Here is a 24,525-nt window from a genome sequence, read left to right on the forward strand (position 1 = left end):
TCGCGGCGCCCGCCCCCCCTTGGGGGGTTCCTCGCCGTGCGGCGCTGGGGGGGCGCCCCCGTGTCGCCCCCGCGCGCCCCCGCCGCCCCCCCGGCCCCCCCCCCCCCCCCCGCGACCCCCTCTGTCGCCTTCGGCGACATCTCCCCCTCAAGGGGGGAGATAGGCGCTTGCGCCACTGCAAGTGGACACAAGCGAAGGGCGGCCTCGGTAACATTACCGTGAGCCTGTAACGTTCGCCGTCGCTGGCGCGAATAACGGACCGTATCCTCATGTCCGACCATGGCGGGATTACTTGCCCGCCGACACCTTCAGGAGTCAAGAAATGCTAGACCGTCGCACCTTCCTCATCGGCCTGACCGCAATATCCGGCCTCGCCTCGGCTCCGGCGGCGCTGGCTGCCAGCCGCATGGCCTACACACGGCAGGCCTTCGAAAAGGCGCAAAAGGCAGGCAAGCCGATCCTGGTCGAGATCACCGCCAGCTGGTGTCCGATCTGCAAGGCGCAGAAGCGGGTGCTCGGCAAGTTGCTGCCTGCGCCCGAGCACGCAAAACTGGCCGTTTTCGAAGTCGATTTCGATTCCCAAAAAGAGGTTGTTCGGGCTCTTGGTGCGCGGATGCAGAGCACGCTGATCACCTTCAAGGGCGCAATGGAAGTCGGTCGGCTTGTTGGCGTGACCAAGGCGGATGCCATCAAGCAATTGCTTGATAAAACGATCTGAGCGGCGGAGATGCTACTCGGCTTCATATTTTCGTTCCTGGCCGGGGTGCTGTCGACGCTGTCGCCATGCGTGCTGCCGCTGATCCCGATCGTGCTCGGTGCTGCCGTCAGTCAGCATCGCTATGGCCCCATCGCGCTGGCCGCAGGACTTGCCATATCCTTCACGGCCATAGGGCTTTTCGTCGCCACGATCGGGTTCTCCGTCGGGCTTGATGGCGGTGTCTTTCGCAGCGCCGCCGCAGTTCTGATGCTCGTCCTCGGCACGATATTGATCGTGCCGCCACTCCAGGCGCATATCGCGCTTGCGGCCGGTCCGGCCGGCAACTGGGTCGAGCAGCGGTTTGGCGGCTTTTCATCCGTTGGCCTTTGGGGGCAGTTCGGCGTCGGTCTGTTGCTCGGCGCGGTGTGGAGCCCTTGCGTTGGCCCGACTCTCGGTGCCGCTTCCGTCCTTGCAGCGCAGGGCCAAGACCTTGGCCAGGTTGGGGTCACCATGGTCCTGTTTGGTCTCGGTGCTGCCGTGCCGTTGCTGATCCTCGGACTACTGTCCCGCGAGACCTTGCTGAGTTGGCGCAGCCACATCGCCAGCGCCGGCAGCGGGCTGAAGGTCGCCTTCGGCGTCTTGCTGGTGATGACCGCCGCCGCGATTCTGTCTGGGTTCGACAAGGCGTTGGAAACCGCGCTCGTCAACGCTTCGCCCGAGTGGCTGACGGCGTTGACGACGCAGTTCTAACGGCTCCGCGCTGGTGGTCGCCAGATTTTCAGCTTGCCTCAACAAGGAGAAGCAAGTTAGCGCTGCATCTGGCCCTACACGCCGCCGCCATAAGCGGCTAGCTTGGGCTTATGAATCAGCACGCCAAACTCAAAATCGGCCATTCGGCCTGTCCGCATGATTGCCCGTCGACCTGCGCGCTCGAGGTCGAGCTGCTCGACAGCAAGCGCATCGGCCGCGTCCATGGCGCCAAGGCCAACAGCTACACGGCTGGCGTCATCTGCGCCAAGGTCGCCCGTTATGCCGACCGCGTCCATCATCCCGACCGCTTGCTGAAGCCGCTGATCCGGGCGGGCGCCAAGGGTGAGGGCCTTTGGAAGGACGCGAGCTGGGAGGCCGCACTCGACTTGGTCGCCGAAAAATTCATCGCGGCCGAGGCAAGATATGGCTCGGAGACGGTCTGGCCCTATTACTATGCCGGCACCATGGGGCTGGTGCAGCGCGACGGCATCGAGCGGCTGCGCCACGCGAAAAAATATTCCGGCTTTTTCGGTTCGATCTGCACCAATCTGGCCTGGACCGGCTGGATGATGGGGGCCGGCGCGCTGCGCGGTCCCGACCCGCGCGAGATGGCCAAGTCCGACTGCGTGGTGGTCTGGGGCACCAATGCCGTGGTCACCCAGGTCAACGTCATGACCCACGCGATCAAGGCGCGCAAGGAGCGCAGCGCCAAGATCGTCGTCATCGACGTCTACGAGAACGCGACGATGAAGCAGGCCGATCTCGGCCTGGTGCTGAAGCCCGGCACCGACGGTGCGCTGGCCTGCGCGGTGATGCATGTGCTGTTCCGTGACGGCATGGCCGACCGCGCCTATTTGGCAAAATACACCGACGATCCGCACGGTCTGGAAGCGCATCTTCAGACGAGGACGCCGCAATGGGCGGCTGATATCACCGGGCTTTCCGTCGATGAGATCGAGGCCTTCGCCCGTCTCGTCGGCACGACCAAGAAAACCTATTTCCGCCTCGGCTACGGCTTTTCGCGGCAGCGCAACGGCTCGGTCAACATGCATGCCGCCGCCTCGATCGCCGCGGTCACCGGCTGCTGGCAATATGAGGGCGGCGGCGCCTTCCATTCCAATTCGGGCATCTTCAAGCTGAACCAGGAACTGCTGGAAGGCACGCGGATGCGCGACCCGGCGATCCGCCATCTCGACCATTCGCGCATCGGCCCGGTGCTGACCGGCGCTGAGGATGCGCTCTATGGCGGCCCGCCGGTGACGGCGCTGCTGATCCAGAACACCAATCCGGTCAATGTCGCGCCGGAGCAGCGGCTGGTGAAGCAGGGTTTTTTGCGCGACGACCTGTTTTCCTGCGTGCACGAACAGTTCATGACCGACACCGCAAAACTCGGAGATGTCGTGCTGCCGGCGACGATGTTTCTAGAGCATGACGATATCTACAAGGGCGGCGGCAATCAGCACATCACGCTCGGGCCGAAGCTGATCGACCCGCCGGAAGGGCCGCGCAGCAACCACTTCGTCATCGAGCAACTCGGCAAAAGGCTCGGTGTTGGCGACAGGCCTGGCTTCCGCATGACCGAGCAGCAGCATATCGACAACATTTTGGGCAAGCGCGGGCTGGGTAGTTTCTCCAGCTTAAGGGACGAAAAATGGATCGATTTGCAGCCGGATTTCGAAGCGGCGCATTTTATCGACGGCTTCGGCCACGCGGACGGAAAATTCCGCTTTCGCGCCGACTGGACCGGGCAGGCGGCGCCCAACCGGCCGCCGAAAAGCATGGGCCTGTTCGGGCCGGTGGCAAGCCTGCCGGCATTTCCCGACCATGTCGATCTGATCGAGGTGGCGGATGCTGCGCATCCGTTCCGGCTGACCACCTCGCCGGCGCGCAATTTCCTCAACTCGACTTTTTCCGAGACGCCGGTGTCGATGGCCAAGGAGGGCCGGCCGGAACTGCTTTTGCATCCGGACGATGCGGCAGCCTATGGGCTGGCCAATGGCGACCGCGTCGAGATCGGTAATACGCGCGGCGAAGTTGTGCTGCACGCAAGATTGTTCGACGGCCTCAAGCGCGGTGTCGTGGTGGCCGAAGGCATCTGGCCGAACAGCGCCCACGAACGCGGCGAGGGCATCAACGTCCTGACCGGCGCCGACGCGCCGGCGCCCTATGGCGGTGCGGCATTCCACGACAACAAGGTGTGGCTGCGCCCGGCAAAGTGAAGCGTCGGAACGATATGCCCAACCAACCGTTTTTGCGTGGCGGTGGAGACATGGTGATGGCAGAAGCGTTGGCAGCGCCGGCCCCCGTTGGAAGGACGCTTTCGCCCGGCGAACTCGTGACCACGATGGCGCATTTTCATCGCGCCGAGATTCTGCGCATGACGGGGTGGCGCGACCGTCTGGACCGGACGAGCAATTGGGCGATAACGGTCGTCGCGGCTATGTTGTCCATCTCGCTTTCGACGGCCAGCGCGCATCACGGCGTGCTGCTTTTTGCCATGCTGCTTGTCCTGTTGCTGCTGTGGATAGAAGCGCGGCGATATCGCTTCTTCGACGTTTACCGGGCCCGCGTGCGCCAGTTCGAACGGCACTATTTCGCGCAGATATTCTCGCCGCAGCCGGACTTCGCGTCCGATTGGCTGTTGGTCGTCGGCGAAAGTCTGCGCACTCCAAAATTCCTCATTTCGCAACGAGCGGCGTTGGCGCGCCGTCTGCGTCGAAACTACATCCACATGCTGCTGATCCTGCTGTTGGCCTGGATCCTGAAACTGTCGACCCCCAGTCTTCTAACCGAAGGTGTCCGCATCGACTTCGTCAATTCGGTGCGCGAGGCGGTTGCCGGCGCTGCTCTGGGACCCATTCCCGGCCTGGTCATCGTCGTGCTGGTCGCCGCCCTCTATGCCGGCCTGCTGGTCACGGCGTTCCTGACCGCCAGCGACGACGGCGAGCTCTCCTTTGGCGACGTGCACGTCTAAGCGGCAAACGAAAGCCGGCAGCTGCATGGCTTCACTTGCGCGTCAGCGGGAAAATCGAACCGATCGGTTCGTTTCTATTGACGGATCGTGCATGACACAGTGAACGCCGGCTCAGCAGATGGCCGCGCCACGCGGCAGGCGAATTTGTCTAACGTATTGAAGAGGATGTGAAAAATTGTGGCGAGGGAAGCCTTTTGACGGATTTCAAGCACCCGGTTCAGGTCGTAGCCGGAACATCTTCGTGATTGGAAACTGCTGCAGGGCCAACCCACCTCGGGGTGGTCCGAGCGACGCGAAATCCTCCCAAGGCACGCCACCAGACGGACAACAACACTGAAAGTATGAAAGTACTGGAGTACCTGAAATGACCAAGATTGCTCTCACCGCTGCCGCCATCCTCATTGCCACAGGCAGCGCCTTTGCCGGCAGCGACCATTATGGTTCGGACGGCGCCAACCAGCCGGCCGCGCCTATTGGCAATGCGGCTGTTGGAAATGTCGACAGCACGTTCACGGGCTCGATCCGCAAGCCGTTTACGGCGGAGCACAATACCGTCAATACCAACGCGACGACCCAGCCCGGCACGACTGAACCGGTCGTGCCTCAGTCCGGCCGGGGCAACTGGGGCCGCTAAATCCTCAAGCTGCGGAACGCAAAGAGCGGCGGGCTTGGCCCGCCGTTCTTGCTTATCAAGTCACAGCACTCATTTAGCGCAGATCCTTCGGCCAAACGCAGTGTGTCAGCCGCGCATCGCCGAGGGCCAGCCGCGCCCAGTCACCGTCGAAAACGAAGCGGGCGAGGGCTGCCGTCGGGAATTTTTCTTCAAGCTTATTGAGTGCCGCGGCATCCGACCCGGCGCCGGCAAGTCGGCACGCGAATTCCTCCAGGCCGGGATTATGGCCGAGCACCAAGAGACTGCTCGTTGCCGCATTTGCCTGCCGTACCTTGGCGAGAACGTCTGCCGCACTGGCCTCGTAGAGCGCCTGGACGAATTTGGCCGGCGTTTTCGCGGGCAGTTCCGCCGAAACCAGCCGCCATGTGTCGCGACTGCGCAGCGCCGGCGATACCAGCGCCAGATCGGGCAGCCAGCCCTGGCTGGCCAGTTCGCGACCGACCAGCGGGGCGGCCTTCAGCCCGCGCCCGGAAAGCGGCCGGTCGAAGTCGATGAGGTCAGGATCGTCCCAGCTCGACTTGGCGTGACGCAGAAGAAGGAGTTGCCTCGTTGTCGCCATGCCGGCCTCCTCCTGCTCAAGGCGTGATGCGCGCCAGATGCTCGAGGTCGGTCTCCTCGCGCAGCGGATCGGGCGCCATGATCACGGAGGTGCTGTTGTCGGCATCGTCGGCGAAGTGGGCAAGCACGGTGCGGCCGCCTTCCATCCGCGCCTTGCCTTCGGCGACCAGCCCGAGCGCCAGCGGATAAAGCCGGTGCTCGGCCTTCAGCACACGCGCGGCGAGCATGTCCTCATTGTCGCCGACCATCACCGGCACGGCGGCCTGGGCGATGATCGGGCCGTCATCCATGTCCAGCGTGACGAAATGCACCGTGCAGCCATGGATGCGTATGCCGGCGCGCAAGGCGCGCGCATGCGTATCCAGCCCCTTGAAGGCGGGCAGCAGGGCAGGGTGGATGTTGATCATCCGGCCCAGCCATTTCTCGACGAAGCGCGCGCCGAGAATGCGCATATAACCGGCCAGCGCCACGATCTCGGCGCCGAACGAGACAAGTGCGGCGTCGATTGCGCCGTCATGCGCTTCCTTGCTGGTATAGTCGGCCCGCGAAATCACCTTGGTGGCGATGCCGCGCGCCGCCGCGATGCCGAGACCGGCGGCATTGGCCCGGTCGGAAATGACGCCGACGATCTCTGCCGGATAACCCGGATAGGTGGCCGCGGCGATCAGCGCCGTCATGTTGGAGCCGCGTCCCGAAATCAGCACCACGGTGCGTTTGCGCATGCTCATAGGCCGATCGCGCCCCGATAGATCACGCCGGCGTCGCGGCGCGGCACGATGCGGCCGATCGGCGTCACGCTCTCGCCGGCCTCCTGCAGCACGGCCGCGACCTGTGCCGCCTGGCCGGAGGCGACGGCGAGGATCATGCCGACGCCGCAGTTGAAGGTGCGCATCATCTCTTCCGGCGCCACGCCGCCGGTCTTGGCCAGCCATGAGAACACCGCCGGCACTTCGATGGCGTCGAGGTCGAGCTCGGCCGAAAAATCCTTCGGCAGGACGCGCGGGATGTTTTCCGGGAAACCGCCGCCGGTAATATGGGCCAGTGCCTTGATGCCACGCGTGTTACGGATCGCCTTGAGGATCGACTTGACGTAGATGCGGGTCGGCTCGAGCAGCGCCTCGGCCAGCGTGGCTTCATCGTTGAAGGGCGCTGGATCGGTCCACGCAAGGCCGCTGGTGGCGACGATGCGGCGGACCAGCGAAAAGCCATTTGAATGCAGGCCCGACGAGGCCAGCCCCAACAGCACGTCGCCCTCGACGATATCGTCGGTCGGCAGCAACTGGCCGCGTTCGGCCGCGCCCACGGCAAAGCCGGCGAGGTCGTAGTCCTTGCCGTGATACATGCCGGGCATTTCCGCCGTCTCGCCGCCGATCAGCGCGCATCCGGCCTGCCGGCAGCCCTCGGCGATGCCGCCGACGATCGCCGCACCGTGGTCGGGGTCGAGCTTGCCAGTGGCGAAATAGTCGAGGAAGAACAATGGCTCGGCGCCCTGCACGACGATGTCGTTGACGCACATGGCGACGAGGTCGATGCCGATCGTGTCGTGCTTGCCGGCATCGATGGCGATCTTCAGCTTGGTGCCGACGCCGTCATTGGCGGCGACCAGCACCGGGTCGGTGAAGCCGGCGGCCTTGAGGTCGAACAGGCCGCCAAAGCCGCCGATCTCGCCATCGGCGCCCGGCCGGCGCGTCGCGCGCACCAGCGGCTTGATCTTTTCGACCATGAGGTTGCCGGCATCGATGTCGACACCCGCCTCGGCATAGGTGAGCCCGTTCTTGCGCTTGCTCATCACTCTTTCCTGCTTTCCGGGGCTCTTCGCATGAACGGCTGCGCCTCGCAAGGATAACGGCTGGCTCAGGCATTTTCGGCATCACAAAATCGTGGACAGAGGCCTCGGGCAAATCTCCAACATTGGCGATGGCGAAGGCCTTGAAGATAGCCAATCTCTTCCCACGAGCGGAGATTGGCAGCATCTGCGTCGCTCTCACTTGCCGTAGCCTCTCATGTCTATCATGTATCATCAAAACAGAAGCGACGGGACATGCGTTTGACCATCCCCAACATGATCACGATCATGCGTTTCGTGCTGGTGCCGGGCGTGGTGCTGGCCATGCTGCAGGGGCGCTGGGACTGGGCTTTCGCCGGCTTCCTGATCGCCGGCATTTCCGACGGCGTCGACGGCTTCATCGCCCGCCATTTCAACCAGTTTTCGCAGCTTGGCGCCTATCTCGATCCGATGGCCGACAAATTGCTGCTGGTCTCGGTGTTCGTTGTGCTGGGCTTCATCGGTGAATTGCCGCTGTGGCTGGTCGTCACCATGGTGTCGCGCGATGCGCTGATCGTCTGCGCCGTCGTTCTGTCCACCGTCATGGCCCACCCGGTCGAGATGAAGCCGCTGTTCGTGTCGAAGGCCAACACCGCCGTCCAGATCGGGCTGGCGGCGGTGGTGCTGGGCGAACTGGCCCTCGCCATCGATCTCGATCCGCTCAGGCCGGTGCTCATATTGCTGTCCGGGGTCTTGACCGTGGCTTCGGCCGCGGCCTATCTCGTGGCTTGGCTGAGGCATATGAGCGGCTATGGCGAAGGCTCCAAACCGGATACCTGACCAGAACATCGACGCGGCAGCCGAAGCTGCCGCTGCCGATGCGGCCGCGTCCGGCGTGTTTCGGCGCCAAATCCGCTTCTGGCTGATCAGCGCCATCATCCTCGCGATCTTCCTCTATGTCTTCAGCGGCATCCTGCTGCCGTTCGTCGCCGGCATGGTGCTCGCCTACTTCCTCGACCCGGTCGCCGACCGGCTGCAGCGGCTCGGCCTCTCCAGGCTGATGGCGACGATTGTCATCCTGTTTGCCTTCATCGTCGTTCTGGTGCTGGCCTTCGTCATCCTCATACCGGTGCTGGCTTCGCAGATGGCCGATTTTGCCAGCAAGCTGCCGGAATACCTGACCCGGCTGCAGAGCCTGATCACCAGCTTCGATCCGAGATGGCTGGAAGAGCAATTCGGCGTCGACGCCAATGGCCTGCGCGAAGGGTTGAACTCGCTGCTGACCTCCGGCTTCGGCCTGCTGACCACAGTGTTCACCTCGATCTGGAGTTCCGGCGTGGCGCTGGTCTCGGTGGTCAGCCTGTTCGTCGTCACGCCCGTCGTCGCCTTCTACATGCTGCTCGACTGGGATCGCATGGTGACGATTGTCGACAGCTGGGTGCCGCGCGATTATGTCCAGACCGTCAGGGCGATCGCCAACGACATCAACACCGCCACCGCCGGCTTTGTGCGCGGTCAGGGCACGCTGTGCCTGGTACTGGGTGCCATGTACGCCACCGGGCTGACGCTGACCGGTCTGAATTTCGCCATCCTCATCGGCCTGTTCGCCGGGCTGATCTCCTTCATCCCCTATGTTGGCTCGCTGACCGGGCTGGTGCTGGCCGTCGGCGTCGCCTTCGTCCAGTTCTGGCCGGACTGGACCATGGTCGCGGCGGTGGCCGGCGTGTTCTTTGTCGGCCAGTTCATCGAGGGCAACATCCTGCAGCCGAGGCTGGTGGGAAAAAGCGTCGGCCTGCATCCGGTGTGGCTGATGTTTTCGCTGTTTGCCTTCGGCGCGCTGTTCGGCTTCGTCGGCTTGCTGATCGCCGTGCCGGCCTCGGCTGCCGTTGCCGTCCTGGTGCGCTTTGCCATCGCCCGCTATCTCGAGTCGCCGCTCTACAAGGGCCACAGCACCGAACCTGTGCCGCCGCTGCCGGCGCGTCGCCGCGGGAGCGGTGGGCCGCGCAGTTGAGCCAGATGCCGGATAACAAGATCGACCCGCCGCGCCAGTTGCCGCTCGATCTCGGCCACGGAACCGGCTATTCGCGCGACGAACTCGTCGTCTCAGGCACCAACAGCCAGGCGGTGGCACTGGTCGATCGCTGGCCGGACTGGCCGTCGCCGGTGGTCGTGCTCGCTGGCCCCGCAGGCTGTGGAAAAACCCATCTGGCGTCGATCTGGCGCGCCCGCGCCGGCGCGGTGAAGGTCGACGCCGGTCGGATCGGCGACTGCATGGCGAGCCTCGGCGCGCGGCCGGCCCTGATCGACGATGTCGATGCCGGTCCGGTCGATGAAGAGGGGCTGTTCCATCTGATCAACGCGGTGCGCGCGGCCGGCTCGACCTTGCTCTTGACCGCGCGGCGCTTTCCGTCCGCCTGGGGTGTCAGGCTCCCCGACCTCGCATCGCGGCTGAAGGCGGCGGCGATGGTCGAGATCCACGAGCCCGACGATCTCTTGCTGGCCGGTGTCATCGCCAAACTGTTCGCCGACCGCCAGGTCGAGGTCGAGCCGCATGTCGTGCAATATCTGGTGCGCCGCATCGAGCGCTCGCTGGCCACCGCGATGCGCGTGGTCGAGCGGCTCGACCGCACGGCACTGGAGCGCAAGACGCCGATCACAAGGGCGCTCGCCGCAGAAACCGTCAGCGCCATGGATGAGGGGCAGGGCGAGTTCGAGATTTAGGCGGTGGGAGAACTTCCCTTCTCCCACAAAAAGGGGAGAAGGAAAGAAGCTCCGGCCGGTGTCCCATTTCGGGAAACGTTGACTGGCATCTCTCTTGCAAATGCAAGCTTGCCGGCTAACCCCGGTCCTGATTGCGTATCAAATCAGGTTGTAGGCTCGCCGGGAGATGAGGCGGTTGGGGTTCTCTTCCCGGCGAGCTTGCCTTCAACGAGGTGATAACTCAACTCCCTACGCCCACCACCGCCGCTCGTTCCGCGCCGAAGCGCCTGCGGTAGTCGCCCGGCGCCAGGCCGGTTATCCTGGCGAACACTTTGCGGAAGGAGCCGGGATCGTCATAGCCGACATCCCAGGCGATCTGGTCGATGGATCGGGTCGTCGCTTGCAGCATCTCGCGCGCCTTGCCGACGCGCAGGTGCTGGCAATACTCGGTCGGCTTGAGGCCGGTGGCATTGCGAAAGCGGCGCAAAAAAGTCCGCTCCTCCAAGGCCGCATGCTCCGCCATGGTGGCAAGCGTCACGTCGCGCGCGCCTCTCGCCTGGAGCCAGTGCTGCACCTTGAGGATGGCCTCGTCGCCATGGTTCAGCCTGGGAGCAAAGGGGCTGTAGAAGCGTTGCTCGCGTCCCGGCGGGTCGACCAGCATGAAACGGGCGGTGTCCATCATGACGGTCGGCCCAAGCACCCTGTCGACGAGTTTCAGGCCAAGGTCGGTCCAGGCCATATAGCCGCCGGCGGTGATGATGTCGCCGTCGTCGATGACCAGCTTGTCGGCATCCAGCACGATGTCGGGAAAGCGTATCGCCAGCGCGTCGCGATAGGCCCAGTGCGTGGTCGCCGCACGACCGGATAGCAGGCCAGCCTCGGCAAGCACGAAGGCGCCGGCGCAGACCGAGCCGAGCGTCGCGCCCGCCGCATGACGAGCCCTGAGCCAGTCGGCGTAGGGCGCGGCCGTCTCGCGAGGGATCGGATCACCCAGGGTCGGAGGCAGGATGACCATGGCAGGTCCATTGTCGGGGCCGGGCTCGCTGTCGAAGCTGCGGATGACGGTTTGGCTCGCCTCCTGCCATTGCCAATGGCTGACGCGGAGCCTCAGCCCGTCCGGCGACCGGTCGGCAGCCAGCCGGTTGGCCAGCTGAAACAGGTCGGTCAGACCGAGAACTGCCGCTTGCTGAACGCCGGGATACACAACAAGCCCGATTTCAACCCGGTCAGACAGCGAAATCACCTGTCAGTTTTGCCACGTTCAATGTCTGTTTTGCCAATTCTCACCATGACTCCGTTGCAATAGGTTGTCCACAGAAGGAACGAACCTTCCCCACCAATTCGGCTAACACGGAGCACGACGATGAGCACATTCCCCACTAGGGACGGCACCGAGATTTTCTACAAGGATTGGGGTACGGGCCAGCCAATCGTGTTCCATCACGGCTGGCCGCTGAGCGCCGATGACTGGGATAACCAGATGCTGTTCTTCCTCGACAAGGGCTATCGCGTCATCGCGCATGACCGGCGCGGGCACGGTCGCTCGACACAGACGGCAACCGGTAACGAGATGGACACCTATGCCGCCGATGTCGCGGCTCTGGTCGCTCACCTTGATCTCAAGAACGCCGTCCATATCGGCCACTCGACCGGCGGCGGCGAGGTGGCGCGTTACGTTGCCCGCTACGGTGGCGAGGGACGCGTCGCCAAGGCGGTGCTGATCGGCGCGGTGCCGCCGATCATGCTCAAGACCGACAGCAACCCCGGCGGCCTGCCGATCGAGGTCTTTGACGGCTTCCGTGCCGCTTTGGTCGCCAACCGCGCCCAGTTCTACAGGGATGTGCCGGCCGGCCCGTTCTACGGCTTCAATCGCGAGGGCGCCAAGGTCTCGCAAGGGGCTGTCGACAATTGGTGGCGCCAGGGCATGATGGGCGGAGCCAAGGCTCACTACGACTGCATCGAGGCTTTTTCCGAAACCGACTTCACGGAAGACCTGACGAAGATCGACGTGCCCGTCCTGATCATGCACGGCGATGACGACCAGATCGTGCCGATTGCCGACTCCGCCCTGCTTGCCGCCGGGCTCGTGAGGCACGGCACGCTCAAGGTCTACGAGGGCCTGCCGCACGGCATGTGCACCACCCACCCGGAGATCATCAATCCGGATCTCCTGGCGTTCATCCAGGGCTGACGCTTCGCAAGCTTCAGGCGGGCAGGCTCGGAAATCCGGGCTGCTCGTCGGTCGCTCGGGTGCTTCGCCCGTCGCCGATGCTGTCCGGCGCAGCTGCGCCGGCAGCACGGCCGATCATCGTGCCGCTGGACAGCAACCTGGGTGTCTGAGGTGGCACTGCCGCGAAACCGTTGCGCCGGCCGGCATTTCCCACCCCGCTCTCGACTCGGGCCTGCCGTTTGTTCCGTTTTCATCTTTTAGGGGTTGCGCAGCCAAGTCCGGAACCCTATACGCCGCCAAGGACTCGGAGTGTAGCGCAGCCTGGTAGCGCATCTGGTTTGGGACCAGAGGGTCGGGAGTTCGAATCTCTCCACTCCGACCATCCATTCACCACGCTGCCGTTAACCCGGATAAAATGTCCCCGCCGGGAAGATAACGCCCGGTGCGATCTCGGTCGTCCTGTCCACGGCCGTCACCTCGCGCCATCATCGTCGGTGGCCCGCCGTGAAGGGGGTACGGCAGGCTCGGCCTTGCCGCCGGCAGCATTGCGCAGTAATGACGGGAATACAGCGGCGGTGCCGCTTGCACGTAGCAACGAGGTGTTCATGTCCGCGCGCATTTTCAGCCCAGCCAAAACCGCGATGCAGTCCGGCAAGGCCAAGACCGGCCACTGGGTGCTGGAATTCGATCCCGAGATGCGCAAGAAAATCGATCCGCTGATGGGCTACACCACGTCAGGTGACATGCGGAGCCAGATCAGGCTCACCTTCGACACAAGGGAAGAGGCGGTGGCCTATGCGGAGAAAGAGGGGCTGGCCTATCGCGTCGAGGAGCCGAAGGAATCCAAGCGCCGCCAGATTTCCTATGCGGAGAATTTCCGCTATGACCGCAGGACGCCCTGGACGCATTGACCGGCAAATGCCGGCAGCCGTCCCAGCGCATAAATTAGCCGGCCTTGGCGTCGGCCAGCGGTCCCGTAGCTCAGCTGGATAGAGCACCGGCCTTCTAAGCCGATGGTCACAGGTTCGAATCCTGTCGGGATCGCCAATAATTTCAAAGACTTAGCGTTGTCGCTGGCTCGTCAAGGCTCGCTATAGGCTCTCTCCTTCGTTCCTGCGCGAGCCTGGCGGGTAGCCGCTCGCGAGCGCGCCCTCAACAGCGCTGTAGCGAGCGAGCGGCGGTTCGAGAGCGTCTGGCGGATCAGGCCGGGCTAGCGGCGGGCATCACCGACACTCCTGACCGTTGATCAGGAGTGGCCCCCGGCATCCAAAACCGGGGGCTTTTTTGTCGCAGTGTCCGTTGCAAGCTCGTCAAGCAGGTGGTGAGCGTCGATATCGAGACACCTCGCGAAGGCAAGGAAGTCGGCAACATCAAGCCGGAGTTGACCGTTTTCGAACTTCGAGATGTATGCCTGCGTTCGCCCGGTCGCATCGGCCAGTTCCGCCTGCGTCATGCCTGCGGCCAATCGCGCACGCTTCATCGCTTCGCTGAGTCGTGCGTTGAGCGGCGAGTAAAGGGAGGTGCGCATCCGTTGTCCGATTGGGTGACAACGGATTGACTAAATTCCAGTCGTTATATATTCCAAACAGTTATATTCTTGTTGGAATATCCGACTAAGGGTGCGCCGGACGCCCTGGCCTGTTGGCCCAACGAGAAGAAGGAGAGGTTCTCAATGAAAGTTCTTCACATGTTTGCAGCCATTGCGCTGTTGGCTTCGACCGCATCGGCCCTTTCAGCCGGCTTTGACACCGTTTTCTGCAACGCGCAGAGCGACGCTGTCGCCATCAAGGACGCGGCTATCCAGCAGCCGTCGCTTCAGCTCGGCGCTGACGAATCGGCGGCCATGGCAGTCATCGAACCGCTCATTGCAAGCGGCGCCTGTCAGAGTCGCGAATTCGCCGATCTGTCGACCGCCGGCTTCACCGCACATCCCGAAAGTGATGTGGCAATCGGCATCGTCCCCATCGACAACGGCTACGCCGTCGCCATCGACTTCCTCGACCTCTGATCGAAGAAGTCCAAGGAGCCGCATGTGTGGCAGAGCTATCAGCGGTGCTCCGATGGCACGAAGTCGGACATCCTAGACGGATGCAGAACCATAGAAAAAGGCCTCGCGTAAGCGAGGCCTTTGAGCACCCAAAGCACTTCACGCAAATTCTGCTACCTGTTGGCCGGCAATAGGAGCGCCCAGGCACTGGCCAATTCTATTGGCCATACCTTCCGGTCGCATCGGCCAGTTCCGCCTGCGTCATGCCTGCGGCCAATCGCGCACGCTTCATCGCTTCGCTGAGTCGTGCGTTGAGCGGCGAGTAAAGGGAGGTGCGCATCCGTTGTCCGATTGGGTGACAACGGATTGACTAAATTCCAGTCGTTATATATTCCAAACAGTTATATTCTTGTTGGAATATCCGACTAAGGGTGCGCCGGACGCCCTGGTCGGATTTGTGTTTCGGGCACCAAACAAAGGGAGGAATTATGCGGATACTTGCAATAATTTTTGTCGCCGGGCTCGCTGTCGGCGGGTGCACATCAACTTCGACGGATGGCGACACGCAATTTGCGTCGACGACGGCAGAGTCTTCCACATTGGTGGATGGCACATATATCGGGTCTTTTGGCAGCTTCGGATGCGGCAAGATGGTTATCGGCGGCGGCGGGAAGAAGATTAGCTATTCGTCGGGACCGTGTGGCGGTGCGCCGACCTTTCGCTCGCCAGGCACATTCGATGGGAAGACAATCAGAATCATGCAGGCCACCTACACTCTATCAGAGACAACGAGCAGCACGATTACCGGCAGATGGAGCCTTCGCGGCTACACCGACAACATTACGTTCAGAAAGCAGTGAGGAGTTTGAAATGAAACGATCCCTCATTGCCGCGCTTGTGGCTCTGTCCACGTCCGGTCTTGCCGGCACCGCTTCTGCCGACTCCGCATGGATGACCGAATCGAACGCAAGGAACTATGCCAAGGTTCAATTGGGCCCGACTGCTGCTGTCTACCCGACAGCAATTGAGTGCCGCATCGTTGGTGGCAAGCTCATGATCCGTTTTCAGACCAGATCCGGCAAAAAGCCATTCAAAAAATGGCAGTTCGCTGTTTCAAGTGATCCTCTTGCTGAATTGCAGAAGGTCAGCAGCGGATACAAGATCGTTTCCTCCAGCAATGTTGGCGGACGGAAGTGCGGACTCGGATATCGGTAGATTTCTTCAATACAGTTGGCTTTGTTCTTACAGTACGAATAACAACTTTTCTTTTTTTTGTACACAAAGCTTTGGTTGTTTCTTAAAAATCATGTCACGCATGAGCTATTCAGATCGAGGAGGAAGCGATGAAGAGGGGTTTAATCTTACATGCAGCGACGGTGGTTATCGTTTGCTTGGCTGCTTCAGGGGCGTATGCCCGAAGCACCGGGTGGGTCGATGGCAACGAGTGGGTTCGCATCGCGCGTACACTTAAGAAAAATGGCGAGATGCCTGTTTCAATAGTATGCAAAAACCAAGAGACGAAGGGTCTCTCGCGGAAAAGTGGTCTGGGCAAAGTCGAGATTCAAAAAAATCCCAAAAAGATTGAATGGTACTGGGCATTTGGAGACCAGGTGGCAATCTTCAAGCGGACGGCGGAACAGAACGGCTTCAAATTGGTCAGCTATAGCGAATATCGGCGCGCGTCTGGGCTCAAGGTGCCATGTGCAATTTGGCATAAGACATAAATTTTTGTCACCTCCTACGATGTGCATCATCTGAGCACAGACAATTGCTAACTCAATACGAATCTAACTTGCTCTGGAATGTGTGTCGTTGTGATGCCCGCGCAAGTTCGTCTTGATCGTTGTCATTGGCAGGATGCAGAACAGAGTGGAGTTTGGCCGCTTCTTTCGCCTTTGATGCCTCAATGAGTGCGAGCACATGCTTCTTCCGCATACGTAATGTTAAGTGTCGCGCGACGGTGTGCACGACGGGGTGCCGATGGTAACATGTTCAGACTGATTCGAGTGTCCGGGGGGGGACCATGTCAAAAAAAGCTTACTTTCGGCTCGAAACACCCGTCCACCCTGGCGGGTTCGTGCGCACAGAGATAATCGAACCGTTTGAGCTCTCCGTTACTGAGGCGGCAGAGGTTCTCGGTATTAGTAGGACTGCTTTATCGGCGTTCCTAAACGAGCGTACATCGCTATCTCCGGACATGGCCTTGAGAGTAGAAAAGGCTTTTGGCATGAGCATGGAAACGCTTATGCGGATGCAAAACAGCTTTGATATCGCGCAGGCCCGCCAAAGAGCCGGGGAGATTAAGGTATCTCCGTTTGTGCCAAGACCCAAGGTTGCGCAGCAGCCTGGCATGCATTGACCGGGTTGGCGAGCATGCTGGCGCAACCCGTCACTCACACAACTGCTCTCAAAAATAAGCTTGTATCCCAAGCCGTTCGAGATCCCCTTTTCATGGGAGCGTTGAAAGAAGCTGCCGTACAGATCCGGAAACTTAGCGCGTCGGCCGCGAATGAAGCGACGATTGAAGGTGTCTTTGAACGCATTCTTTATGGCGTTCTAAAAGATATCGGGCTGCCGTTTCACCCTGAAAAAGAGAAGCCGATTAAGACGCGCCGGCACAAGGCAAAGGGCCGAACCGATAGCCGAATTGGTGCGCTTGTCATCGAATACAAACAGCCTTCGACCCTTACCACCGCGAAAGATGTGGAGCGCGCAAAGTCTCAGCTTTCAGAATATTTGGACGCAATCTCCGACGACATGGAAAATGAGGCGGTCGGATTTCTTACCGACGGTATGAAAATCCTGGAAATTCGCTCGGTTTCTGGGGTGACCATTTCGAGCTCAGCCTTTGCAGATATCAATGGCAACACGCTCTCACGTCTCGTCAGAGCCATCATTGCCCTGGACAGCAGTGCTCTATCTTCGAAGAACCTAATTCGAGATTTTTGCGAAGATAAATTCGACGGAACAGTTTTCAAAGTCGCGCGCGACCTGAACGATATCCTAGCTTACAAAGCTACTATTAAAACAGAAATGCTTCGTACGGAGTGGGAAGCATTATTCCGGCTTGCGCACGAAGATCAGTCTTTGCAAAAACGCATTCAGGAGCGCCGCCGTGTCCTCGGCGAGATATTCAATATAACCATAGATGAAGCGACAATGGAGTATCGAGCTCTTTTCGCGTTGCATACAGCTTATGCTATCATTTTGAAGCTTATTGCCTATCGAGTTGTGTCAGACGTTAAATTCAAATCCGTATTGCAGGACTATAAATCTCTTACTACTGCAAATTCGGATATTATGCGATGTTTTGTGCGACGCTTGAGGATGGAGAACTATTTCGCCAAATCGGTATCATCAACCTTTTGGAAGGTGACTTTTTCTCTTGGTACTCGGACGAAAAGCAGTGGAACCCAAAAATATCGAAAGGCATAAAGGACATTCTGACGACGCTGGCCCGCTACGAGGACGTGAAGAACGTCTTCGACAGCGAGAAGGCTGTCGACCTGTTTCGGTCGCTTTATGAGGCGACCGTGCCTCAAATTGTCCGAGCGAGTTTTGGTGAATTTTACACCCCATATTGGTTAGCGGAGCAGGTGCTTCAGTCGTCTCGGTGCGAAAAAAACTGGACCGCCATTGATCCATGCTGCGGCTCAGGAACGTTTCTTATCGCTGCGATCTCAAAGCTTCGGGAAGAGATGACAGGGAAAAAGGGCAAAGAGATTGCGGCGTCAATCTTGTCCAGGATTTACGGCATTGACCTGAATCCGCTCGCCGTGCTGACCGCGAGGATTCATTATTTCATCCATGTCGCGGACCTCATTGAGGACAGCGAGGATATCGTCATACCGGTGTTTTTAGGGGACGCCTCGAACGTTCCGATTAAGCAGAAAGTCGATGGTATTGACTTCATCCACTACGAACTGAAAACGTTGAAGACGCCTCTTTCGGTATCAATTCCGCTCACAATGGCGAAGGACACAAAGCAATTTGCTCTCACTATGTTTGAGTTCGAGAGGTTGGTCCGAGAGGCGGCATATGACGAAGCGAAGGCATATCTGATCAAGCAGGCTACTGCCGGAAAGAAACTTCCTGCGGTCACAAAGCGAATAGGCTTTCTAGCCGATCAAATCATTGAATTGGAACGTAAGGAGTGGAATGGAATCTGGGCAAGAATTATTGCTAACTTCATTACCACTGCATGCATCGGTCCGTTTTCGAACATCATAGGAAATCCGCCTTGGATTGACTGGAAATCTCTCCCGGCTGGCTACCGTGAAAAAGTCAAAGCGCTTTGTGTCGATCGCGGATTGTTTAGCGGTGCTGGTCGTACCGGCGGAATCAATCTAAACGTTTGTGCTCTGATCACCCATGTGGCGGCGGCAAATTGGCTTGCTAAAGGAGGTCATCTCGCATTTTTGATGCCTAAGGAACTCGCAAATCAAGCTTCTTACGAAGGCTGGCGCAAGGCAGTTGGAGGAGCAAACTTCTCGATGATCGAATTGCATGACTGGTCGTCGGCCGGGCACCCGTTTGATCCCGTCAAAGAAGATTTTATGACGTTCATTTTTGAGGGGAAAGCTAGCAACCGAGAAACTGTGCCTGTAATCGAGTTCCAGAAAACAACCAAGAAGACGAGGGCGCACCTCTGGCAAAGCCTGGGCGAAGCAAACACCCATCTGACACCCGTCACAAAAATCGCGGGGCAGATCATATCCGGGAGTACGGCGTACACCGTCGCCGAGAACGTCAAAGAACTAAGCAAGTTCTCTAAAATAGCAGGATCCTGCGCTTACATTGGGCGTGAAGGGATCGAGTTCTACCCTCAGGAGCTTATGCTGTTTCACTATGACGGGCCAGGTCCGAAGCCGGGAACCGCATGGGTCAAAAACATTCAGGTGACAAAATCAAAATACAAAATTCCGCAGCAGCGCCTTGTTTTGGAGACGAAGTATCTTTTCCCTCTTGCCAAGGGCCCGGGCATTTCGGCCTTTGAGTACGATGACCCGGGAATCGTGGTCGCTTTTCCGTATGAAGATAGCCGGCCTCATGCACCAATTGGACAATCGGAGCTGAAAAAGCAGTCGCCTTTTTTGCTGCGGTACTACCAAAAATATAAGAACCAACTCGAAGGACAGACAGCCTACAGCGATTCCATTCGTGGGAAGGGCGAGTTTTACGGCGTCGCAAGAACGGGCCCCTATTCGTTCAACTCATGCTATGTTGCCTTCAGAGACAACACGAACTGGTGCGCGGCGGTCATGACGAAGAAAATGATGCCGTGGGGTGAAGAAAAACGATACCTTTTTCAAAATCATGCCGTGTCTATTTGCGAGCGCGATGATGGAAAAATCATTGACGAGACAGAGGCCCATTTTGTCGCGGGCATATTCAACACTGAGATAGTCGGGCACTTCATTTATGCATCTTCCGACAACCGATCTTTCAAAATCCGGCCCCCAGTGCATGTGCCAATTTTCGATCGTAAGAATGCCCAGCACAAAGACATTGCGCGGCTTTCGAAATTAGCAGCCCAAGAACCAAAAAACAGAATGAAACACCAGGCCGCGATCGAAACCCTTTATATCGCAATGTGTGCGAAGCGGTAGGAAGCGCTGACCGCTGCTTTGTTGTAGGTGCGCTGAATCGACCCGACGACAGGCGAGGATCGTCGATATCATGGAGGGCGGTAAGGAAGCCTTCGCTCGCCGTAAAACTATTTACGAAATCTGAAACGGCGTCTAAGGACCATAGCCTATCGTCACATTCATCCGAGCACGGTAACACGTTAGGCCTCAATACGAATCGAGTCGGCTTTGAAACCTGTGTCGTCGTGAGGCTCGAGCAAGGTCGTCAGCATCGTTGTCGTTATCGTGGTGCAGCATGGAGTAAAGTTTGGTCACTTCCTTCGCCTTCGAAGCTGCAATGAGTGCAATCACTTGCCTCTTCCGCATGTGGTGACCGTTTCGAGAAGTGGGACGATGAAGGGCACCATACATACGATGTATCCTAGACAGCAAGAACCGCTCAGTTGAGCGGTTCTTGTGTGTCGGGTTTTAGCAATTCTCCTACCCCCACCAGGCCATCGAACCTTCTTGTCGTTCGCCTCGGTGTTTATTAGCGCGCATCATTTTTTACGTGAGCCGATAGCCCTCTCGTGGATAGTGGTTCACTATGCCATCCTTGTCGTCTGCCGACACGAACTGATGGAGATGAACATGGGATTTGGTAGTTGGTTTTCTCACGGTGGAAGCAAAATCTCGACCAAGACTGAGCGGTTAGGTGATCGTGTTTCGTCGCATACACTCCGAGCCGTAGAGGGCAACAAGAGCAATCATACGCACGTGGTTGTTCATTCGAACACGAAGACGGGCCGATCGACCGCGCATGGTGCCGGGCCAAAGTCGAAGCGCTAGAATTGATTCCAGACGCTAGCTCATGAGGGTGCTGTACATACTACGAATCTGATCCGCCGGCTTCATGCCAAGCGGGCCGTTTTCATTTGCCTCGCAGTACAAGAGAAGATCAGTACTGATATCGCGTTCGGACGCGTCGTTGGTCGTCCTCGATATATACCAAAGAGATTCGACAAAATCGAGATTTCTTGAATCTCCGAAATCTTGCAGTTGCGAAAGAATGTTGATGAGTGTGTCCATACTATTTGCCAACACTATCAAATGATACATATTTAGCAAATACAAGTAGGCCAATTGCTACTGTTGCGTATCGGCTTGTGCCGTCCAAGGCCACGAATTCTCAGCTTGCATCCGTTCGTACATACGCCTGATGAGTGAGAGATACTGCTCGAATTGCTCGTCGTTCAGGTCAACACATTGCTGTTCATTGTTTTTTCATCCGTGCACGGTAGCAAATTCTGCATTAATACGAATCTAGCCGACGCTGAAATCTGTGTCGTTGTGAGGCTCGTACAAGCTCGTCTGCATTGTTGTCGTTGTCGGGATGGAGAACGGAGTGGAGTTTTGCCGCTTCTTTCGCCTTTGAGGCCGCAATGAGTGCAAGCACATGCTTCTTCCGCATGTGGTGACGGCTTCGAGAAGCGGGACGATGAGGGGCACCATAGAGGCCAGCAATGGCATCCTCGACGGTTTGAAGCCAATTTGCTGGCTCTAAACTGACGTATTTTCCGAGTACGCGCCGGTTCGAGGTGGCGATATCGACGATCTCGCGTTTTTCGGCCGATTGCACGAAAAGGAACGTAGCAGCAAGGCATTTTATCAGTTCGAGAAATCTCTGGACGTTGACCGGATCATCTCGCTGATCTTGTTTCAGTTTCACCTCTTCCGTGATGCGAGCTTTCTCCAGCAACAGACTCTCTTTGCGTTTGGAGTACGTGTCGCTGTCGATCACACGGTCGATGAGCGCATCGGTTAGCGCATCGAGACGCGAATCAATCTGCGCGAGCTGCATTGCGGCGGTCGCAGCAAAATCGGGTTCCTCGCGCGTCTCGCACCAAGCTTCGATCTCCTCCGTTAGTTTCGTCACATCCTCATCGGTCAGCCGCACTCGTGACAGGGTAGCCTGTACGACGCGCTCCAGTTCCCCTTCACGCACGCACTTCGTCGGACAGCCGTGCGTCTGGCAACGGTAGTAGACGTGGCCCTTTTGGAGTTCTGGCGTCATGGCGGCATGGCACGCTGCGCAACGAAAGAGACCGCGATAGGTATGGTTGTGCTTGGTGACCTTCTTGTTCGTTTTATCCGCCTTCGTCAGTTGCACGCGTTCAAACAGCGCAGCTGAGATGAGCGGTTCGTGCACTCCCTGATAGATTGCGCCGGTTCGCTTGATCCGGATGATGCCGCAGTAGAAAGGGTTATTGAGAACCGTCTCAACGCCGCATTTGGAGAGTGGTTTGCCATGCGCATTTCGGAGGCCAAGGCGCTCAAGCTCTCCTCGGAGTGAACGCAACGAATGCTGCCTGTTGGCGTAGAGTTCGAATGTCCTGCGGATCAGTGGGGCGGTGGCAGGGTCCAGGGTCTTTGGCTTTCCGCCCCCGTTGTCCAAATACCCGATCGGCGCCCTGAATGGATAGAGGCCCTGGCCGAGGCGACCGGTGATGCCTTTGATGGTTTCTTCGCGAAGGTTGCGGATATAGTCGGCGGCGATAACTGCCTGGATGTCCGCAGATAGGCGTCCGCCCCGCGAACGGAAATCAAGACTCTCGGAGGCGAAATGCACATCGATGCCCGCGTCAGCGAGGTCGCCAATCTTGGCCCAATCGGCAAAGTTCCGGGCGGAGCGGTCGATCTTGTGCATGACAACGCCAGCGGCCTTGCGATGCCGCAGGGCCTTCAGCATAGCGCCAAAAACGGGCCGGCCTCCTTTGGCGGCCGTCTGCTTCTCTTCAAACCATTCTGTGATTGCAATGTCGTTGCGGGCTGCGAACTGTTCGATAGCGTTGCGCTGTGCGTCAAGCGACACACCCTCGCCCTGTTTTTGCGTCGAGACGCGGACGTATCCAAAACACTGTTTCATACATTTTCGGGATTATCTTTGGACTCTACCACGTCCTCCGAATCTTGCGAGTCGGCCCATGGCCAAGAGCCGTCGCGCTGCATGCGTTCATACATGCGCTTGCAGAGCGCCAGGTATCGTTCGAATTGATCATCGTCCATGGGAAACATTGTATTACCAAGGGAAACCGTTCCTAGAAGACACCGCTTGCGGCATGTGGTGCGGTCTTTGAACGATGCTGCGGCTTGCTACTATCTATCCGGGGGGATGCGAGGAACGACGAAAGGTGTCGCAGTGGGGGTCGGGGTGCCTCGGGGACTGCGATGCGGTCGGAATGGATTTCATCCTTCCGACCAGCGAATGCAAAATGACCACAAGATGGCAGCCGTAGATGTCGCCGACATGCCAAATCCGCAAGTAGTGCGGTCTATTCCGCTCTACGGCGGTCGCTATGATTGAGGTGTTATCAGCACCTTAACAATCGCATTTATGATCTATGAATACGCGCTCGACCTCAAGGTCGCGCGACGAAAGTCGGGTCTGTCGCAGGCGGACTGCGGGCATCTATTGGGGGTCGATCCCTCGCGCATTTCCAAGCTCGAAGCCGGAAAGTCGACACCGACACTCGTTGAGCTGTCGATCCTCTGTCTCGTTTTCAATACACGTCCAAATGCCCTCTGTGACTGCATCCTCGTGTCGCTGGCGGCGGCGCTGAATGAGCGTCTTGCATCCATGCCCGAATGTCCGGACAACTGGCGCGATCGATACAACCGGCTCGGCACGCTCAACAGTCTTGCAGAGAAGGTGGAGGGTCTAAGCCGAACCGAACTATGAGGGCGCGCAGGATACTCGCTATTGCAGCGGCTTCGGGCAAGGTTGGGTTTGTCTATCTCAGCGGCGGCGATCTGCATGACTGGGGATTGTCCGCCAAAGCGAGCAAGGGTATCGACCAGGCGTTTAATCAAGCGAAGGCATGGCTCGCCTACTACCGGCCCGATCTGCTGATTATTGAGCACGTCGATCAGGGAACACGAAAGGGTAACCACACCCGATCGCTTATCAAGGCCGTGAAAGAGGCGGCGAATGAACTCAATATCAACTGTGCGAGCGTTGTGAGGAGGTCGCGGTATCCCAACAAGTATGCTGAAGCGGCAGCGCTGGCACAGGAGTTTCCGCAGATCGAACCGTGGCTGCCGCGACCCCGAAAAATCTGGGAGCCGGAACCGCGCAATGTCATCTACTTCGAAGCGCTTGCGCTCGCCAAGGGATGGCTCGCAGCGCGCCAAAAAGGCTTGGGATCGGCTGATGGCGAGAACTGAAGACACGCCAAGTTCGCGTATGAAACGAAAGATGCCCCGCAGAGTTGCGGGGCATTTTGGTGCGCGACGTCAATATTCCTCGGCGAGCATGACGGTGAGCACGCGACGTGTGATCTCCTCATTGGCCGGGTCTTCGGACCCGTGGGTCATGCTCGGATCGTAGTAATCGATCTTCCAGAAGAGCTTTTGCTCCAGAACGACGAGCGAGCCGAAATCGTGTTCGTCGTAAGGGTCGTTTGCGTCTTCGAAGCTGTCGAACTCTCGCACGGCGACGAGGGCTTCGGCGACGAATACGTGTCCCAAGGAATGGACGCCGACAGTCACGAAAATAGAGCCGCAAAGGAAGGTGGATCGGAACGCATCGTTGAGGATCGCGATCTTTCTCTGATGATCGCGGGACTGGGAAAGGACCATGATAAATCTCCGTGGCACATGCCAGCGCTGACCATTCAGCGCTGGC

27 protein-coding genes and 2 tRNA genes are annotated in these 24,525 nt (G+C 59.0%); 21 read left to right on the plus strand and 8 right to left on the minus strand.

From position 1 onward, the window contains the following. The first annotated feature begins 322 nt into the window (after positions 1-322). The 5 genes from AC0L17_RS12485 to AC0L17_RS12505 all read left to right on the plus strand — a co-directional run bounded on the left by AC0L17_RS12485 (position 323) and on the right by AC0L17_RS12505 (position 5,055). On the plus strand, positions 323-718 hold the full coding sequence (locus AC0L17_RS12485; RefSeq protein ID WP_473516041.1) for a thioredoxin family protein: 396 nt from the start codon (positions 323-325) through the stop codon (positions 716-718). Between the two features lie 9 nt (positions 719-727). Then, on the plus strand, positions 728-1,447 hold the full coding sequence (locus tag AC0L17_RS12490; RefSeq protein ID WP_473516042.1) for a cytochrome c biogenesis CcdA family protein: 720 nt from the start codon (positions 728-730) through the stop codon (positions 1,445-1,447). A 110-nt stretch (positions 1,448-1,557) separates the two neighbouring features. Beyond that, positions 1,558-3,666 (plus strand): molybdopterin-containing oxidoreductase family protein, encoded by a 2,109-nt coding sequence (locus tag AC0L17_RS12495; protein ID WP_473516043.1) that lies wholly within the window; start codon positions 1,558-1,560, stop codon positions 3,664-3,666. 56 nt (positions 3,667-3,722) lie between these two features. Beyond that, on the plus strand, positions 3,723-4,421 hold the full coding sequence (locus tag AC0L17_RS12500) for a DUF2270 domain-containing protein (RefSeq protein ID WP_473516044.1): 699 nt from the start codon (positions 3,723-3,725) through the stop codon (positions 4,419-4,421). A 364-nt stretch (positions 4,422-4,785) separates the two neighbouring features. Continuing rightward, positions 4,786-5,055 (plus strand): DUF680 domain-containing protein, encoded by a 270-nt coding sequence (locus AC0L17_RS12505; protein WP_473516045.1) that lies wholly within the window; start codon positions 4,786-4,788, stop codon positions 5,053-5,055. Positions 5,056-5,128: 73 nt separating this feature from the next. Here the strand turns inward: AC0L17_RS12505 and AC0L17_RS12510 are convergent, their stop codons facing one another. From AC0L17_RS12510 to purM, 3 genes are read right to left on the minus strand one after another with little or no spacing between them, the layout of a single operon-like run. Further along, positions 5,129-5,653, minus strand: coding sequence for a SixA phosphatase family protein (locus tag AC0L17_RS12510; RefSeq protein WP_473516046.1), 525 nt, complete (start codon positions 5,651-5,653; stop codon positions 5,129-5,131). 16 nt (positions 5,654-5,669) lie between these two features. Next, positions 5,670-6,380, minus strand: a complete 711-nt coding sequence (purN, locus tag AC0L17_RS12515) for a phosphoribosylglycinamide formyltransferase (RefSeq protein WP_287395129.1) — start codon at positions 6,378-6,380, stop codon at positions 5,670-5,672. Next, complete coding sequence (purM, locus tag AC0L17_RS12520; protein WP_473516047.1) at positions 6,377-7,441, minus strand: phosphoribosylformylglycinamidine cyclo-ligase; 1,065 nt, start codon at positions 7,439-7,441, stop codon at positions 6,377-6,379. Before purM ends, purN begins: the two co-directional genes overlap by 4 nt. Positions 7,442-7,699: 258 nt before the next feature. On the opposite strand from purM, the gene AC0L17_RS12525 reads away from it, so the two are divergent. From AC0L17_RS12525 to hdaA, 3 genes are read left to right on the plus strand one after another with little or no spacing between them, the layout of a single operon-like run. Next, positions 7,700-8,257 (plus strand): CDP-alcohol phosphatidyltransferase family protein, encoded by a 558-nt coding sequence (locus AC0L17_RS12525; protein WP_023800643.1) that lies wholly within the window; start codon positions 7,700-7,702, stop codon positions 8,255-8,257. After that, positions 8,229-9,428, plus strand: coding sequence for an AI-2E family transporter (locus AC0L17_RS12530; RefSeq protein ID WP_473516048.1), 1,200 nt, complete (start codon positions 8,229-8,231; stop codon positions 9,426-9,428). Before AC0L17_RS12525 ends, AC0L17_RS12530 begins: the two co-directional genes overlap by 29 nt. Positions 9,429-9,433: 5 nt before the next feature. Continuing rightward, a complete protein-coding gene (gene hdaA / locus AC0L17_RS12535; protein WP_473516049.1) occupies positions 9,434-10,138 on the plus strand; it encodes a DnaA regulatory inactivator HdaA in 705 nt (234 codons plus the stop codon). A 220-nt stretch (positions 10,139-10,358) separates the two neighbouring features. On the opposite strand, the gene AC0L17_RS12540 is transcribed toward hdaA, so the two are convergent. Beyond that, positions 10,359-11,360, minus strand: coding sequence for a GlxA family transcriptional regulator (locus tag AC0L17_RS12540; protein ID WP_473516050.1), 1,002 nt, complete (start codon positions 11,358-11,360; stop codon positions 10,359-10,361). A gap of 120 nt (positions 11,361-11,480) precedes the next feature. Between AC0L17_RS12540 and AC0L17_RS12545 the strand changes: the two genes are divergently transcribed. Further along, a complete protein-coding gene (locus tag AC0L17_RS12545) occupies positions 11,481-12,308 on the plus strand; it encodes an alpha/beta fold hydrolase (protein ID WP_473516051.1) in 828 nt (275 codons plus the stop codon). Positions 12,309-12,321: 13 nt separating this feature from the next. On the opposite strand, the gene AC0L17_RS12550 is transcribed toward AC0L17_RS12545, so the two are convergent. Then, positions 12,322-12,501 (minus strand): hypothetical protein, encoded by a 180-nt coding sequence (locus tag AC0L17_RS12550; RefSeq protein ID WP_473516052.1) that lies wholly within the window; start codon positions 12,499-12,501, stop codon positions 12,322-12,324. Positions 12,502-12,592: 91 nt separating this feature from the next. Between AC0L17_RS12550 and AC0L17_RS12555 the strand changes: the two genes are divergently transcribed. From AC0L17_RS12555 to AC0L17_RS12565, 3 genes are all read left to right on the plus strand, one after another. Beyond that, positions 12,593-12,669 (plus strand) — tRNA-Pro (locus AC0L17_RS12555). 223 nt (positions 12,670-12,892) lie between these two features. After that, positions 12,893-13,198 carry an ETC complex I subunit gene (locus AC0L17_RS12560; RefSeq protein WP_027152615.1) on the plus strand — a complete coding sequence of 102 codons (306 nt, stop codon included), beginning with the start codon at positions 12,893-12,895 and terminating at the stop codon, positions 13,196-13,198. A gap of 59 nt (positions 13,199-13,257) precedes the next feature. Beyond that, positions 13,258-13,334, plus strand: a tRNA-Arg gene (locus tag AC0L17_RS12565). A 199-nt stretch (positions 13,335-13,533) separates the two neighbouring features. On the opposite strand, the gene AC0L17_RS12570 is transcribed toward AC0L17_RS12565, so the two are convergent. Then, positions 13,534-13,815, minus strand: a complete 282-nt coding sequence (locus AC0L17_RS12570; protein ID WP_287295224.1) for a helix-turn-helix domain-containing protein — start codon at positions 13,813-13,815, stop codon at positions 13,534-13,536. 144 nt (positions 13,816-13,959) lie between these two features. On the opposite strand from AC0L17_RS12570, the gene AC0L17_RS12575 reads away from it, so the two are divergent. The 7 genes from AC0L17_RS12575 (at position 13,960) to AC0L17_RS12605 (ending at position 19,883) form a co-directional block, all read left to right on the plus strand. Next, a complete protein-coding gene (locus AC0L17_RS12575) occupies positions 13,960-14,295 on the plus strand; it encodes a hypothetical protein (protein ID WP_473516053.1) in 336 nt (111 codons plus the stop codon). A 467-nt stretch (positions 14,296-14,762) separates the two neighbouring features. After that, positions 14,763-15,134 carry a hypothetical protein gene (locus tag AC0L17_RS12580; protein ID WP_473516054.1) on the plus strand — a complete coding sequence of 124 codons (372 nt, stop codon included), beginning with the start codon at positions 14,763-14,765 and terminating at the stop codon, positions 15,132-15,134. A 10-nt stretch (positions 15,135-15,144) separates the two neighbouring features. Then, entirely contained in the window at positions 15,145-15,489 is a 345-nt protein-coding gene (locus AC0L17_RS12585; RefSeq protein WP_473516055.1) for a hypothetical protein, read from the plus strand. A 128-nt stretch (positions 15,490-15,617) separates the two neighbouring features. Continuing rightward, the gene (locus AC0L17_RS12590) at positions 15,618-15,998 is read left to right on the plus strand and encodes a hypothetical protein (RefSeq protein WP_473516056.1); all 381 of its coding nucleotides are present in this window, start codon (positions 15,618-15,620) and stop codon (positions 15,996-15,998) included. A 299-nt stretch (positions 15,999-16,297) separates the two neighbouring features. Further along, complete coding sequence (locus AC0L17_RS12595) at positions 16,298-16,633, plus strand: HigA family addiction module antitoxin (RefSeq protein ID WP_473516057.1); 336 nt, start codon at positions 16,298-16,300, stop codon at positions 16,631-16,633. A 14-nt stretch (positions 16,634-16,647) separates the two neighbouring features. Further along, positions 16,648-17,709, plus strand: coding sequence for a hypothetical protein (locus tag AC0L17_RS12600; protein WP_473516058.1), 1,062 nt, complete (start codon positions 16,648-16,650; stop codon positions 17,707-17,709). Between the two features lie 35 nt (positions 17,710-17,744). Further along, positions 17,745-19,883, plus strand: a complete 2,139-nt coding sequence (locus tag AC0L17_RS12605; RefSeq protein ID WP_473516100.1) for an N-6 DNA methylase — start codon at positions 17,745-17,747, stop codon at positions 19,881-19,883. 1,270 nt (positions 19,884-21,153) lie between these two features. On the opposite strand, the gene AC0L17_RS12610 is transcribed toward AC0L17_RS12605, so the two are convergent. Next, positions 21,154-22,767, minus strand: coding sequence for a recombinase family protein (locus AC0L17_RS12610; RefSeq protein WP_473516059.1), 1,614 nt, complete (start codon positions 22,765-22,767; stop codon positions 21,154-21,156). Positions 22,768-23,235: 468 nt separating this feature from the next. On the opposite strand from AC0L17_RS12610, the gene AC0L17_RS12615 reads away from it, so the two are divergent. Both AC0L17_RS12615 and AC0L17_RS12620 read left to right on the plus strand, forming a co-directional pair. Continuing rightward, entirely contained in the window at positions 23,236-23,580 is a 345-nt protein-coding gene (locus AC0L17_RS12615; RefSeq protein ID WP_473516060.1) for a helix-turn-helix transcriptional regulator, read from the plus strand. Next, entirely contained in the window at positions 23,577-24,065 is a 489-nt protein-coding gene (locus tag AC0L17_RS12620) for a PX domain-containing protein (RefSeq protein ID WP_473516061.1), read from the plus strand. The genes AC0L17_RS12615 and AC0L17_RS12620 overlap by 4 nt, the downstream gene beginning before the upstream one ends. A 69-nt stretch (positions 24,066-24,134) precedes the next feature. Here AC0L17_RS12620 and AC0L17_RS12625 read toward each other — a convergent pair whose 3' ends face one another. Next, a complete protein-coding gene (locus AC0L17_RS12625) occupies positions 24,135-24,479 on the minus strand; it encodes a DUF3768 domain-containing protein (RefSeq protein ID WP_473516062.1) in 345 nt (114 codons plus the stop codon). Positions 24,480-24,525 lie beyond the last annotated feature (46 nt).

It is taken from the genome of Mesorhizobium sp. WSM4829, from assembly GCF_055811475.1.

Excerpts from the sequence above, each read along its gene's own strand:
- AC0L17_RS12625 (WP_473516062.1), bottom strand. The coding sequence starts at position 24,479 with ATGGTCCTTTCCCAGTCCCGCGATCATCAGAGAAAGATCGCGATCCTC.
- AC0L17_RS12510 (WP_473516046.1), bottom strand. The coding sequence starts at position 5,653 with ATGGCGACAACGAGGCAACTCCTTCTTCTGCGTCACGCCAAGTCGAGC.
- AC0L17_RS12490 (WP_473516042.1), top strand. The coding sequence starts at position 728 with ATGCTACTCGGCTTCATATTTTCGTTCCTGGCCGGGGTGCTGTCGACG.
- AC0L17_RS12545 (WP_473516051.1), top strand. The coding sequence starts at position 11,481 with ATGAGCACATTCCCCACTAGGGACGGCACCGAGATTTTCTACAAGGAT.
- AC0L17_RS12570 (WP_287295224.1), bottom strand. The coding sequence starts at position 13,815 with ATGCGCACCTCCCTTTACTCGCCGCTCAACGCACGACTCAGCGAAGCG.
- AC0L17_RS12595 (WP_473516057.1), top strand. The coding sequence starts at position 16,298 with ATGTCAAAAAAAGCTTACTTTCGGCTCGAAACACCCGTCCACCCTGGC.
- AC0L17_RS12560 (WP_027152615.1), top strand. The coding sequence starts at position 12,893 with ATGTCCGCGCGCATTTTCAGCCCAGCCAAAACCGCGATGCAGTCCGGC.
- AC0L17_RS12575 (WP_473516053.1), top strand. The coding sequence starts at position 13,960 with ATGAAAGTTCTTCACATGTTTGCAGCCATTGCGCTGTTGGCTTCGACC.
- AC0L17_RS12580 (WP_473516054.1), top strand. The coding sequence starts at position 14,763 with ATGCGGATACTTGCAATAATTTTTGTCGCCGGGCTCGCTGTCGGCGGG.
- AC0L17_RS12500 (WP_473516044.1), top strand. The coding sequence starts at position 3,723 with ATGGCAGAAGCGTTGGCAGCGCCGGCCCCCGTTGGAAGGACGCTTTCG.
- hdaA (WP_473516049.1), top strand. The coding sequence starts at position 9,434 with ATGCCGGATAACAAGATCGACCCGCCGCGCCAGTTGCCGCTCGATCTC.
- AC0L17_RS12615 (WP_473516060.1), top strand. The coding sequence starts at position 23,236 with ATGATCTATGAATACGCGCTCGACCTCAAGGTCGCGCGACGAAAGTCG.
- AC0L17_RS12495 (WP_473516043.1), top strand. The coding sequence starts at position 1,558 with ATGAATCAGCACGCCAAACTCAAAATCGGCCATTCGGCCTGTCCGCAT.
- AC0L17_RS12590 (WP_473516056.1), top strand. The coding sequence starts at position 15,618 with ATGAAGAGGGGTTTAATCTTACATGCAGCGACGGTGGTTATCGTTTGC.
- AC0L17_RS12505 (WP_473516045.1), top strand. The coding sequence starts at position 4,786 with ATGACCAAGATTGCTCTCACCGCTGCCGCCATCCTCATTGCCACAGGC.
- AC0L17_RS12620 (WP_473516061.1), top strand. The coding sequence starts at position 23,577 with ATGAGGGCGCGCAGGATACTCGCTATTGCAGCGGCTTCGGGCAAGGTT.
- AC0L17_RS12485 (WP_473516041.1), top strand. The coding sequence starts at position 323 with ATGCTAGACCGTCGCACCTTCCTCATCGGCCTGACCGCAATATCCGGC.
- AC0L17_RS12585 (WP_473516055.1), top strand. The coding sequence starts at position 15,145 with ATGAAACGATCCCTCATTGCCGCGCTTGTGGCTCTGTCCACGTCCGGT.
- AC0L17_RS12610 (WP_473516059.1), bottom strand. The coding sequence starts at position 22,767 with ATGAAACAGTGTTTTGGATACGTCCGCGTCTCGACGCAAAAACAGGGC.
- AC0L17_RS12600 (WP_473516058.1), top strand. The coding sequence starts at position 16,648 with ATGCTGGCGCAACCCGTCACTCACACAACTGCTCTCAAAAATAAGCTT.
- AC0L17_RS12530 (WP_473516048.1), top strand. The coding sequence starts at position 8,229 with ATGGCGAAGGCTCCAAACCGGATACCTGACCAGAACATCGACGCGGCA.
- purM (WP_473516047.1), bottom strand. The coding sequence starts at position 7,441 with ATGAGCAAGCGCAAGAACGGGCTCACCTATGCCGAGGCGGGTGTCGAC.
- purN (WP_287395129.1), bottom strand. The coding sequence starts at position 6,380 with ATGAGCATGCGCAAACGCACCGTGGTGCTGATTTCGGGACGCGGCTCC.